Annotated in this window: 7 protein-coding genes and 3 pseudogenes; 5 read left to right on the top strand and 5 right to left on the bottom strand. The window is 47.2% G+C overall.

The annotated features are described in order from the left end of the window. Positions 1–408: 408 nt before the first annotated feature. From MiSe_RS12050 to MiSe_RS12060, 3 genes are all read right to left on the bottom strand, one after another. Positions 409–2,742: a beta strand repeat-containing protein gene (locus MiSe_RS12050; protein WP_264196454.1), complete on the bottom strand. Its 2,334-nt coding sequence runs from the start codon at positions 2,740–2,742 to the stop codon at positions 409–411. A gap of 79 nt (positions 2,743–2,821) precedes the next feature. Next, positions 2,822–3,892 (bottom strand): TIGR03032 family protein, encoded by a 1,071-nt coding sequence (locus tag MiSe_RS12055; RefSeq protein WP_226579326.1) that lies wholly within the window; start codon positions 3,890–3,892, stop codon positions 2,822–2,824. A 655-nt stretch (positions 3,893–4,547) separates the two neighbouring features. Beyond that, on the bottom strand, positions 4,548–4,790 hold the full coding sequence (locus MiSe_RS12060; protein WP_226579327.1) for a hypothetical protein: 243 nt from the start codon (positions 4,788–4,790) through the stop codon (positions 4,548–4,550). Positions 4,791–4,834: 44 nt separating this feature from the next. On the opposite strand from MiSe_RS12060, the pseudogene MiSe_RS53750 reads away from it, so the two are divergent. The 4 genes and pseudogenes from MiSe_RS53750 to MiSe_RS12080 form a co-directional block, all read left to right on the top strand. Next, a pseudogene (locus MiSe_RS53750) lies at positions 4,835–5,169 on the top strand (amidase family protein); the annotation flags it as partial. 725 nt (positions 5,170–5,894) lie between these two features. After that, positions 5,895–6,086 (top strand): annotated as a pseudogene (locus MiSe_RS12070) (amidase family protein); the annotation flags it as partial. 414 nt (positions 6,087–6,500) lie between these two features. Further along, positions 6,501–8,618, top strand: a complete 2,118-nt coding sequence (locus MiSe_RS12075) for a PEP-CTERM sorting domain-containing protein (protein ID WP_226579329.1) — start codon at positions 6,501–6,503, stop codon at positions 8,616–8,618. Positions 8,619–8,904: 286 nt separating this feature from the next. Beyond that, positions 8,905–8,997: pseudogene (locus tag MiSe_RS12080) on the top strand (ArsA-related P-loop ATPase); the annotation flags it as partial. 93 nt (positions 8,998–9,090) lie between these two features. Here MiSe_RS12080 and MiSe_RS12085 read toward each other — a convergent pair. Beyond that, on the bottom strand, positions 9,091–10,023 hold the full coding sequence (locus MiSe_RS12085) for a hypothetical protein (protein ID WP_226579331.1): 933 nt from the start codon (positions 10,021–10,023) through the stop codon (positions 9,091–9,093). Between the two features lie 952 nt (positions 10,024–10,975). On the opposite strand from MiSe_RS12085, the gene MiSe_RS12090 reads away from it, so the two are divergent. Then, a complete protein-coding gene (locus MiSe_RS12090) occupies positions 10,976–11,758 on the top strand; it encodes a Uma2 family endonuclease (RefSeq protein WP_444980488.1) in 783 nt (260 codons plus the stop codon). Between the two features lie 562 nt (positions 11,759–12,320). Here the strand turns inward: MiSe_RS12090 and MiSe_RS12095 are convergent. Then, on the bottom strand, positions 12,321–12,737 hold the full coding sequence (locus MiSe_RS12095; protein ID WP_226579333.1) for a VOC family protein: 417 nt from the start codon (positions 12,735–12,737) through the stop codon (positions 12,321–12,323). Positions 12,738–12,864 lie beyond the last annotated feature (127 nt).

The following is a 12,864-nucleotide window of genomic DNA, read 5'->3' on the forward strand; positions in this document are numbered from 1 at the left end:
TGCCCCTAGGAAGGGGCACGGCGTCAAAGGTATCAAGCAATAACAGATAACTTGAATCGTGCCTTGCCCCTAGGAAGGGGCACGGCGTCAAAGGTATCAAGCAATAACAGATAACTTGAATCGTGCCCTGCCCCTAGGAAGGGGCACGGCGTCAAAGGTATCAAGCAATAACAGATAACTTGAATCCTGCCCTGCCCCTAGGAAGCGTCACGGCGTCAAAGGTATCAAGCAATAACAGATAACTTGAATCCTGCCATGCCCCTAGGAAGGGTCACGGCGTCAAAGGTATCAAGCAATAACAGATAACTTGAATCCTGCCATGCCCCTAGGAAGGGTCACGGCGTCAAAGGTATCAAGCAATAACAGATAACTTGAATCCTGCCGTGCCCCTACATGCACCCAACTTGCCTAAACAGAGACAAAATTCGCCGCCGTCAAAGTAGTAGTATTCACACCATTCAACACCGCTAAAGTTTCAGAGCCAAACATAATACTATTGCCCGACAAAGTTAACTGACTGAAAGTTAAACCGCCCGACAACCCAATCCGATCGATCAACCTGAGGAAGTCCTTCACAGTATCCGTTCCCCATCCCGCACCCAGAACGAAGACATCTCGGTTAAAATCGCCGCCACCCATGAGCAAGTCATTACCAGCACCGCCAACCAGAGTATCGCTGCCACCGCCGCCCCGCAGGGTATCGTTACCCATCCCCTCACCCGACTCGCCATCGCCATACAACAAATCGTTGCCATTTTCCCCTTCCAAGTAATCATTGCCATCGCCGCCAATCGCAGTATCATTGCCACTGCCGCCATAGACGGTATCGTCGCCGCCCAGAGCTTCGATGTTGTCGTTGCCAGCACCACCAAAGAGCAAGTCGTTGCCGCTGGTACCAGTGAGACTCTTTCCGGCAACGGCAGTCACATTTACCGTCACAGTACCCGTACTGGCGAGACTGCCATCGCTCAGAGTGTAGTTAAAGTTAGCGTTGCCGGTAAAATCATTGTTAGGAGAAAACACAATAAAGTCATCGCTACTGATAGTGGCGGTGCCATTATTGTTCAACGTCACCGTACCGCCAACACCAGCCCTAACTGCTGTGATACTGAGGGCATTTGCAGGGCTATCCACATCCGTATCGTTCGCCAGTAAGGTAGCGACTGGAATATTGAGGGGAGTATTTTGAGGTGTGGTGGTGCTGTCGTTCACCGCCACCGGGGGTTGCTGCGCGGCATAGCCAAACCCGCTCTTGCTGCCAAACACTACATAACGCGGCCCCGCATCGCTCTTGCCGTTGGGGGCACCTAATGCCCCGATAATCACGTCATCAATGCCATCGCCGTTGACATCCCCGGCGCTGCTGACCGACCAGCCTGAGAAGTCAGCTACCGCGATGCCGTTAATCGCAAAGCCGTTGCTGCCGTTGAGGGATGACAGGTTGAGGCTCGCACCAAACCCGCTCTTGCTGCCAAACACTACGTAACTCTGCCCCGCCAAATAGCTGCCGTTGGGGTCGGCACCTCTTGCCCCGATAATCAGGTCATCAATGCCATCGCCGTTGACATCCCCGGCGCTGCTGACCGAGTTGCCTGAGAAGTTAAACGCCTTGATGCCGTTAATCGCAAAGCCGTTGCTGCCGTTGAGGGATGACAGGTTGAGGCTCGCACCAAACCCGCTCTTGCTGCCAAACACCACGTAACTCTGCCCCGAATTGCTGCCGTTGGGGTTGGCATTGCTTGCCCCGATAATTACGTCATCAATACCATCGCCGTTGACATCCCCGGCGCTGCTGACCGAGATGCCTGACCAGTCATCCGCCGCGATGCCGTTAATCGCAAAGCCGTTGCTGCCGTTGAGGGATGACAGGTTGAGGCTCGCACCAAACCCGCTCTTGCTGCCAAACACCACATAACTCTGCCCCGAATTGCTGCCGTTGGGGTCGGCAAAGGGTGCCCCGATAATCAGGTCATCAATGCCATCGCCGTTGACGTCCCCGGCGCTGCTGACCGGGTTGCCTGATCTCTCATCCGCCGCGATGCCGTTAATCGCAAAGCCGTTGCTGCCGTTGAGGGTAGAGAGGTTGAGGCTCGCACCAAACCCGCTCTTGCTGCCAAACACCACGTAACTCTGCCCCGAACTGCTGCCGTTGGGGTCGGCACCGGATGCCCCGATAATCAGGTCATCAATGCCATCGCCGTTGACGTCCCCGGCGCTGCTGACCGATTGGCCTGAGAAGTCACCCGCCGCGATGCCGTTAATGACAAAGCCGTTGCTGCCGTTGAGGTCTGAGAGGTTGAGGCTAGGACTAAACCCGCTCTTGTTGCCAAACACCACGTAACTCTGCCCCGAACTGCTGCCGTTGGGGTCGGCACCGGGTGCCCCGATAATCAGGTCATCAATGCCATCGCCGTTGACGTCCCCGGCGCTGCTGACCGAGTTGCCTGAGAAGTCATTCGCCGCGATGCCGTTAATCGCAAAGCCGTTGCTGCCGTTGAGGGATGACAGGTTGAGGCTCGCACCAAACCGGCTCTTGCTGCCAAACACCACATAACTCTGCCCCGAATAGCTGCCGTTGGGGTCGGCATTGCTTGCCCCGATAATTACGTCATCAATACCATCGCCGTTGACATCCCCGGCGCTGCTGACCGAGATGCCGTCCAAGAAACCCGCCGTGATGCCGTTAATGGCAAAGCCGTTGCTGCCGTTGAGGGATGAGAGGTTGAAGGTTGGATTAGACATAGTGTTAGTTATTGGTTGTTAGTTATTAGTTGAAAGTTCTCACATCGGCGACTTCTCAACAGAAGTCAGAATTCTAGCTTTAGCCCATCGTGATGACGCGACGAATCTCGTCTGTTCTAAAACCAATCGCCATCGGACGCCGCACTCCGGGCAACACCTGTACGTCGTATAATTCCTCCACCACTCCTTCCAGGCGCAAGGAGTGAACTACGTCTCCGCTTCGCAAGTCGATGACTAATAATCCGCACCGAGGCGAAGCATTTTTCGCCAACAATTCCCCATCTAGCGGTAATCCGCTAAAGGTTTTGTTGTGCCTGGGTTGAGAAATTCCCACTACCGCAAAGTCGCCGTGAAATGCTAACCCGCGCTGGTATCCCGGACAAAAAGCCACGGGTTCAAATTTGCCTTTGTCTAAGTCTGCATAACCAAATTCCCCCGTTCCTGAGTTGAGCAACCACAGTTTGTCTCGATACCAACGGGGGGAATGAGGCATCGACAGTCCGGTGAGGAGGATTTCGTTACTCTGCACATCGATGACGCAACCCCCATCCACCCGCTTGTCTCGCCACCCATCTGCTACATCCGACTGGCTGACGGCAGTTACGTATCTGGCTTGTCCATCCCGCACCGCTAAACCATTGAGGTGACACCTGTCCTCCGCTGCCAATTTGGAGATAAACGGCGGTTGCCACACTCCGATGAAACTGTGGGTTTCGCTGATAGTTGCGAGACAGCTAAATAAGGTATTGACAAATATCAATTTCTGTGTATTTGAATCTTGCCCTTCTGCCTGAACCAAGGCAATATCGTGGATATCCAAATCCCCCGTGACATAACCCACTTGGGGCAAATAAAGCGCATCGTAATTGTCGTAGATTTGTCCGGGTTGGAGGATGTTTTCCAATCGCCAAAGTTGATAGAGAGAACTCATATATAGGCTGGAACCTTGGGCATATAAGCCCATGCACCGCTCAAATGTGCGCTCGAATACCGACAGTCGCCCGTCAGGTTGCAAGCCGATGAAAAATAGCTTTCCGGCTTGATAGGTGGTAAAGGCGAGGCTGAGATTTTGCTCGAACAGCCAGGGGGTGAATTGGCGGGAAGCGTTGATTTCTAGACCTTTAGCAGGGGCGGTGGGGGTTTGAGTCATGGTTGGTTTTTGGTAAGTTATTAAAGCTGTTTGTAATTTCGCATTATTAGATAACCCCAGTTGCTAGTTATAATTATCGTGGGTTGCACAGCAGAAGCTAATCGCAAGCTTGCTAATTGCTGATGGGAATATTTTTCTGTTCTACCAGCCATTAGCTATTAGCCATTAGCAGTCCTAAAAAGATAACTAGCAACTTGCGTTAGATAGTTAGGTGGCTTTCAGGATACCTAACTGTTTTATTGTTTGTGTTGGGTGGTGCTGTGCTTAACCCAACATCCAGTTCTAGGATTTATATCGTTGACCGTTGCATCGGAATTACGACCTGTAGGGGCTTTTCTTGCAATTAGCAATTAGCAATTACCAATTACCAAGAAAGCCAATCATTCCGATGCAACCGGATTTGATATTATTTATATGCTCGCCAACTTTAACCTAAGTTTTGCTGAAAAGTCTGCCATTTTGGCAATTTTCCTACTTTTCCCACCTTTCCTACTTTTCCTAGCTACTGTTGTTCATGAAAATTTAAAAAATATCTCTATTTTTTACATAATTTGTCCGGATTATTTATATTTGTAAATTAAAAAATATATATTTTAATAACGCAAGTTGCTAGCCATATCGTGTCCGGAAAGCGTGCTGCACGTGCGGGGCGGGTTTATTTATCCTTGGCGCAGCTAGCAACGATCGCATAGGGCGTATTCGCAGATAACGAGATAAAATCTAGGGTTTTAAACATAAATTGTCGCCCAAATGCTAATGCCTCCGGCACGAGTAGATCGAACAACCCTACATCTATAAAACAGCTTAAGATTCTTTTTTGGATAGGTCTATTTGATTTGTGAGAAAGACTTTTTTTAACCCCAGAGGACACAGAGGAATAAAATAGAGAGAGTTTCATAATTAATTTAGCAGCGGTATGACGATGGATATTGTTTTTACTCCTTGATTCGTTCGCGCACCATCTCTTCAGTTGAAGTGCTGGATGCCCATCCAAGGCAAATTGCTAACCATAATTCCAAACTCAATGCTATCTGCACGCTTGATGAAGAACGCGCCCGTCAACACGCTATAAAAGCAGATAAAGCCTTAGCACGCGGTGAAAATTCGGCGTACCTATCACAATTAAAGATGCGCTTGAAACCGCTGGACTCCGCACCACTTCGGGCTACAAACTGCTCAAAGATTACATTCCTAAAGAAGACGCAAAAGCAGTAGAGCGACTGCGTGCGGCTGGAGCTATTATTTTGGGTAAAACAAATCTGGCGAAATTAGCAGGTTACTAACGCAAGTTGCTAGGTAATAGGTTGTGAAATTGGGAATTGGGAATTGGTAATTGGATTCATTGGCAGTCTACTCTTGATATCATGTCCGCGAGAGATCAGTTGTGTATAGTTGATTGTGCGAAAAAGCGTTTTTTCTCCCCCATCCCCTTTGCTCCCCCATCCCCTTTGCTCTCCAAACGCAACCGATGCAACCGGACACGATATGAGTCATCAACCCGGTTTCTGCGTCGATTTCTCCCTGTCAAACCCACGATTTTTCAGAGAAACCGGGTTTCTTTGGCGCGATCAACCCGGTTTCTGAGTAGATTTCTCGCTGTCAAAACCACGATTTTTCGGAGAAACCGGGTTTCTTTAGGGTCAAAACCCCGATTTTTCCCAGAAACCGGCTTTCTTTAGCGTCAAACCCCCGATTTTTCAGCTCGCCAAAGTTTCTGACGCCAGGGATGTAACTAGCAACTTGAGTTACTAAGCTGCTACGCATTTAAATCCAATAAAGAGGCGGGCTTTCCGGCCCACCCCACAAGAAGAAGGGAAAATTTGGCTCTCAAATTAGGTGCGTAGCAGCTGATCAAAGCACCAACGATTTCAGGACTTACGCACCACGAGCCTAGAAACCCGGTTTCGACCGTCGAACGCGAGTGCGGAAGGGAGGCATATCGCTGATTCCCAAACCAACGATTTTTCGGATCGCCCTTTGTTTCTTTGCGTAAGTCCTAGATTTGTTTCCTCGCGTCAACAATCCTTGGAACTTGAATTGTACAGCAGGCGGAAGTTCTGGAGGTAGTGCTGCTGCTGTAGCTGCGGGACTTTCTCCACTCGATATTGGCAGCGATATTTCAGGTTCAATTCGTCAACCTGCTCATTTTTGCGGCGTGTATGGACTCAAACCAACCGAGGGGCGATTGTCTACAAAATCAATGAAATTTTACAAAATCTTGACGGGATCTTTATTTATTTTTTTCCAAAATATGTTTTGAGTTTTTCTAGGTAAATTCCTTGTTTTTTCAATAAAATTTTGATGAAGATTAAGTAAAGACACTAGACAAAAAAAATAAATGCGGAAAAATTAAGTAAATTGTCTAAGGCGGATATTCCATCTAATGGCAGGATAAGGAACTAAATAATCTCGAAAATATCTTGGCAGTTGCCGTAGATAAAGAAAGAGATTTTTAGCAACTGCTGATAGAAGAGTTTTGGCAATTTTTCGGCTCAGATGCTAGCCGCTTAATTGCTATTTTCTAATTGCGGCGATCGTGGGGTTCAGTACAATCGCGCTCTTTGGAGTACACCAACCTTTAACTTTGATCCAGATCGGGAGTGTTGATATGAAACTTCTTTCTCAGACCTTGACCTCAGTAGCTGTTGCTATGACTGCTGCCATCAGCTTGTCAGCGGGGGTAGAGGCAGCTACTTTTGGCTCAAATTCTTCGCGCAGCGTTCCATTTTTTCTCGATATTCCAACAAGCAAGCTCGCCACAGTCGGTGGGAATATTGACAATTCCAACTTGTCAAATTCTACAACCCCCTCTCAACTCGCCATCGGACTCAACTTTACTGCTAGTACGCTTTTTGACAGTGGGTTCATCCCGCCGGACACAATGGGTGCAGTTGGTAGCGATCGCATTGTCGAACTAATCAACGGTAAGTACTCGGTCTACGATAAAGGTACTGGTGCCCTGCTGCAAGCTAGCTCGCTCAACCAGTTTTGGAGCGATGCCGGAGTAACGCCCAGTGGCTTCTTAGCTTTTGACCCAAGAGTAGTATACGACCCCTTCAGTCAGCGCTGGTATGCTGTTTCTGCGGACAATCCCTTTGGGGAGAATAACTTTTTGTTTGCCGTATCAAAGTCTTCCGATCCAATAACGGGGTGGACTGGTTTTGCCATTGATAGCGACTCAACAAACCAGCGCTGGGTAGATTATCCGACGCTGGGTTTCGATCGAGACGGCGTTTATCTGGCGGCGAATATGTTTCCTATCTCTGCTTCTGATTTAAGAACGACTATTGTGGCGCTGCCAAAGAACGATCTGCTGGCAGCAACGCCGACGGTTGCTAATGCGACAAAATTCGAGAATATCTCTGTGGGCGAAACTGGATTTACCCTGCAGCCCGTTGTCAATCTAGACAATACGGGATTGCCAGCTGCTCTATTATCTAGCTTCAATACATTTGCAGGCGAATTCAAGCGCTCAAACATTGTCGGGGATATAACTTCACCCACACTTGATACTTCAAATGGATTGATTTCTGTCCAACCCTTCTTTTCTCGATTCAGCGCTGAGCAACCGGGTGCGAAACAGAATATCGAGATAGCCAACGGCAGCATCTTCCATTCAAATATAATTTTACAGAACGGAGCTTTCTGGGGCGGACAAACTGTTGATAACGGAGGACGTGCAGCGCTTCGCTGGTTCCAAATCGATGCCACCACCAACCAACGCTTGCAAGAAGGTTTAATTGCCGATCCAAATCTGGATTTTTACTATGGTTCCCTTGCTGTAAACGATTTTGGCGATGTTGTAATTGGTTTCAATGGTTCGGGTGAATCGCAATTTGTCAGCAGTTATGCAGTGCTGGGTCAAACTGTCGGGGGTGTCACAACTTTTGGCAATCCTTTGTTGCTCCAAGCTGGTGCTGCTGATTACCAAGTCGGAACTGGTCGCAACCGCTGGGGAGACTACAGCGCCACCGTCCTCGATCCAACCGATCCGTTTACCTTCTGGACGTTCCAAGAGTTTGTTTTCGCTGAAAATGTGTGGGGTACGCAGATCACCCAACTCAGAGTCGTTCCCAACACTCCTAACGCAACAATCATCAACGGTGGCTTTGAAACTGGCAATTTTACTGGATGGACAACAACAGGCAACACTAGCATCCAAACCTCAGCTTTTGGCAGTGGGCCAACTGAAGGAACTTTTCAGGCTTTACTATCAACCGGAGGATTTACAGTTTCTGACTCGGCTTTGGAAACATTCCTTGGGTTAGCACCTGGAAGCTTGGACAATCTTAGCAATGGAAATGCTACCGCAGGCTCCGCAATTCGACAAACGTTCGCAGCCAAAGCGGGAGACATTTTGACTTTTGATTGGAATTTCCTGACGGATGAGTTCACGCCAACCTTTTTTAACGATTTTTCTTTCGTATCAATCAGTTTTCTAGAGGAACTGGCTGACACTACTTTCCCAACTTTCATCAGTTCTCTGACACCATTTAACGAAGAGACTGGCTTGCAAAAGTTTTCTTTCAAGATACCGACGACGGGAACATATACATTGGGACTAGGCGTTATAGATGTGGCAGATAGCATTGTCGATTCGGGATTATTGGTTGATAATGTTAAGCTGGTTTCCGTTCCCGAACCCACTTCTGCGTTCGGCTTCTTGGCATTTGGTGCGTTTGGCGTCGGTTCTCTGCTGAAGCGAAAACAGCAACAGAAAGTGTAAAATAACACTTTTATTGGATTGGGTTTCTTGACCGCTTGACGGGTGCGATCGCACTTCCAGTACTAGATATCAGACTGGTTGCGATCGCCCGTACCAATAAACCAATTGCACAAGATACAAAAGCGATATGCCGACCGCACGCACTCGCGTTCGCATCGCTTCATATAGTTTCCGGTTGCATCGGAATTACGACCTTTAGGGGCAATTAGCAATTAGCCATTAGCAATTACCAATTACCAAGAAAGGCCGCTCATTCCAATGCAACCGGATTTGATATCACCTGGCAATGTTTAGCGGTAAAGGTGGAGTCGGAAAAACCACCCTTGCTTGCGGTTTTGCGCGGCGTTGGGCAAAGTTGTTTCCTAATGAAGAAATCCTCTGTCACGAATGTAGGTTGGGTTTCCTGGCATAAACCCAACCTATGGCAATGGCAGATCCTACTATATCCTCAAGCAAAAATTAGCAGTAGAACCTAACCAAGTTTAACAATTAACGTCGCAAGGCAACGCGCTCTTTTCAGCCATTTTAACCATCCACTGGCTCCATTCCAACAGCTAACAAATTGATTGTATATGCTTGTGGCTTGTGAGCCTGCGTTAACTACACAAGCAGCCAAAGCACTCCAATTTTTGGCAATGGCTAAAGCAACACAAGGCCCTGCTACTGCTGCGTATGCAGGAGGTATCAACGTATCGCTGAGATTTTGCACCATGTCGGAAACAACAATGCCAGCATAATTAGCTGGTGTGATGCGTGTGTTTTCTGGCAAAAAACTTTGGTAGGTTGCAGATGTCTCGTTAACAGATTTTAGCTCTTTTTGAGGTGCGGTTGATACAGATTTAAATAAATCCGGTTGATTTTGCAGATAAATCTGTCTTGCTGGTGCTTGTAGAGAGTCAAACAACTCGCGACGTTCTGCAACTGATAACCTTTCTATAGCACGTCTATCAACTCTGATAGCTCCTGCTTTAATTTTGTTATCGATATTGTTTGCCCTTTGTTCAAGTTGTTCCAAACGCGGCTGATTAGCTTTTTCTGCTTGCTCAAATGTATCGAGAGGAGTGATGCTACCTTGTGTGCCTTGGCTATTTGCTAAAGTCTGAGCATTTTGTAAGGCATTGTCCAAAGCAGCTTTCATTGCTTGTGCGTATTCAAGTGTAGCCTGACTAATTTCCTCCGAGTCTCCCACAGCGAATACATTTTGCCTTTCTATTCGGTTGAATGCCGTTTCAATCCTATTCAATCTGGCTGTGGCATTTCCTAATTGTAGTTGAATTGTTTGCCTTGGAGTTATTGGGATATTTTGTATTGGGATTTGAGCCAAAGCGTTAATACTCGTTAACAAACAGCCCACACTCGCCAAAATCACCCATTTCCATTTGAGCCGATTTAAGTTCCTGAACATTACTTTTCTTCCTTGTTATAAGAATTTTGATGAATTTAAGGGCAGCAAAAAGTCACCCCATTTATCCGAGGATGCGCCCGACTCTGTAATATTAGCCCTGCGGGTTTGTAAATCTTGTGGGCGAATTACTTTGACTTTTGGTCAAACAAGAAATTTGGGGTCGTCAGAATTTACAGCTGCCTGTCATTCATCCTCAACACCCACTGGCAAATTAGACGCAACCTAATGTTTGATTTCTCGCGCTCAGCGCTAAACCGAATTAACCTGGAAAGACTGCCTGCAATCTTGATGCACTTAACCAGGACAGCGCGATCGCACTTCTGCTATCACCTGGCCTCAACCCACAACCATAGCCAGCTAACTGCCTACTATGTTGCACCAGGCGGTTTAATATTTTTATCTTGCCTGTTTTACCTGAGAATAGCGCTTTAACGCTCTGATAATATTAGATTAGCAAGCATTTATTGAAAATGCTAAATTGTTAAGAATACTTAACTAAAGTCGGCTCAGATCGCTGCGATCGCAAGTCCATCTTTTATGTCATGAAAAGCTATGTCATATCAATTCCGTTTATCTAGTCACAATATGGTAGAAAATGTGCAAATAATTTTGCTCCCTACCTCTGGCTCCCCTCTGCACCTGGAGCGGTATGAGTATGAGTAGTAATGCTTCGGGATAAACTAGAGTCAATCCGAGCGCATATGTGATGCTATGCACCCATCCAATCCCCCCCATCCGCCTTCGGAAACCCTGCCGACGATGTATGATATCAAATCCGGTTGCATCGGAATGATTGGCCTTTCTTGGTAATTGCTAATTGCTAATTGCTAATTGCCAGAAAAGCCCCTACAGGTCATAATTCCGATGCAACGGTCAACGATATGATTTGCTCAGAGAAGATCCTCACGATTCCGATCTGCCAGAGCAGCACCCGCGATCGCCTAAAGAAACCATGCCGACGATGTACGATTTGCCTAGTGAATTAGTAGGAGAAACAGGATTACCGGACGAATTTCATCGCATACAAGCTGATAGTCTGAGCGAAACTTGTCAACCGCCTAATTGGCAGCTAGATGAGGTCTTTACTGCTAGCGACCTCAATCTTTATTATGACCCCCGTCATCCCGGCTGGTATAAACGTCCTGATTGGTTTCTAGTTTTAGGTGTTTCCCGTTTCCAAGAACAGCAAAATTTACGCTTAAGCTATCTAGTTTGGCAAGAAGGAGTTAATCCATTTTTAGTAGTTGAATTACTCTCTCCCACAACTGAAGAAGAAGATTTGGGAGAAACAGTTAGAAGAGTCGATCAACCTCGGACAAAGTGGGAAGTATACGAGCGGATTTTAAGGATTCCCTACTACGTTATCTACGATCGCTATCAAAATCAATTACGTGCCTTTCGTTTAAATGGCACTCGTTACGAAGCTTTATCTCTGCCAGATGGACGTTTGTGGCTAGAAGAAATGCAATTGGGATTGGGATTGTGGCAGGGTAGCTATCAGGGAACAACTGGATTGTGGCTGCGTTGGTACGATGAGAATGGTTGGATACCGACGCTAGCAGAACGTGCTGAACAGGAACGCCAACCTGCCCAGGAGGAACGCCAACGTGCCCAGGAGGAACGCCGGCGCGCCGAGCAGATGGAAATGGCTCTAGCTGAGGAACGTCAACGGGTTCAGCAGTTGGTAGAACGGTTGCGATCGCTCGGAATCGATCCACATAGCGTCGATAATTAAACCTAGATATTCAGTTAAGTTACGCAAGTTGCTAGTTATAAACTTTGGCGTTGCAAGCTGGCTAATTGCTAATTGCTAATATAGGATTTTTACTGACATTAGCCATTAGCCTCGTGACCCAGGCGGTCGCCTGGGAACGCCATTAGCTGCTATGGATGAGATAACTAGCAACTTGAGTTAAGTTCCTACCTAGTCTATTTTTAGGCAACCCAAGTTGCTAGTTACATCGAGCCAAAGAAACTTTGGCGATCTGAAAAATCGTGAGTTTGACCCTAAAGAAACTTTGGTGAGCGGAAAAATCGTGGGTTTGACAACGAGAAATCTCCTCTGAAACCGGGTTTCTGACGCCAAGAAACCCGGTTTCAAGGAATTATCGTGGGTTTGACCCTAAAGAAACCCGGTTTCTCTGAAAAATAGTGCGTTTGACAGCGAGAAATATCCTCTGAAACCGGGTTTCTGACAGGGGTAATCGGTAATTGTCAATAGTGCATCGCATTTTAATCCAATTACCAATTAGCTATTAGCCATTAGCACTGGCACAATTTATAACTAGCAACTTGAGTTAGGCAGTATTTTCCACTGTCAATCCTATTTCTTGTCCATAGGATAGTTCTAGTGTGTGACCATCTGGATCTCGCAAGAAAGCCCAATATCCAACCGGATATCCAGAATCTTTTTGTTCCTGAACCAGTACACCTTCCTGTTTTGCTCTTTCGCAAAGCGCATCCATGTCTTCGCGACTTTTACAACCAACCCCAAGATGTGCCAAAGGAGACATAATGGGATGCACTGAGTCTGTCTGAATCAGAACGATCGCAAAAGGACGAGTGCGATCGCACAGCCACACAACAGCCACACCTCTTGCTGCATCAATGCGGCGATGAATCACCTCCATTCCAGCATAGGTGGAGTAAAACTTGATACTTCGCTCAATATCTGAGACGGGGAGTGCTATGTGCGTAAGTCCAATATCAATCATCGCGACGTATATCTCGCATAATATGAAAACTCTTGCTGTGGATGATAGTTGTGTACAGCTATTTATGCAACGGTTGTTGAGCAGTATAACGGCTCTGGCTGGCGCGATATGCCAAAGGCACGCTGCG

The sequence above is a fragment of the Microseira wollei NIES-4236 genome (assembly GCF_020521235.1).
GTDB classification, from domain to species: Bacteria; Cyanobacteriota; Cyanobacteriia; order Cyanobacteriales; family Aerosakkonemataceae; genus Microseira; species Microseira wollei.

Bases quoted from the DNA above. Each gene is read 5' to 3' on its own strand.
- MiSe_RS12050 (WP_264196454.1), bottom strand. From the start codon at position 2,742: ATGTCTAATCCAACCTTCAACCTCTCATCCCTCAACGGCAGCAACGGC.
- MiSe_RS12055 (WP_226579326.1), bottom strand. From the start codon at position 3,892: ATGACTCAAACCCCCACCGCCCCTGCTAAAGGTCTAGAAATCAACGCT.
- MiSe_RS12060 (WP_226579327.1), bottom strand. From the start codon at position 4,790: ATGAAACTCTCTCTATTTTATTCCTCTGTGTCCTCTGGGGTTAAAAAA.
- MiSe_RS12075 (WP_226579329.1), top strand. From the start codon at position 6,501: ATGAAACTTCTTTCTCAGACCTTGACCTCAGTAGCTGTTGCTATGACT.
- MiSe_RS12085 (WP_226579331.1), bottom strand. From the start codon at position 10,023: ATGTTCAGGAACTTAAATCGGCTCAAATGGAAATGGGTGATTTTGGCG.
- MiSe_RS12090 (WP_444980488.1), top strand. From the start codon at position 10,976: ATGCCGACGATGTACGATTTGCCTAGTGAATTAGTAGGAGAAACAGGA.
- MiSe_RS12095 (WP_226579333.1), bottom strand. From the start codon at position 12,737: ATGATTGATATTGGACTTACGCACATAGCACTCCCCGTCTCAGATATT.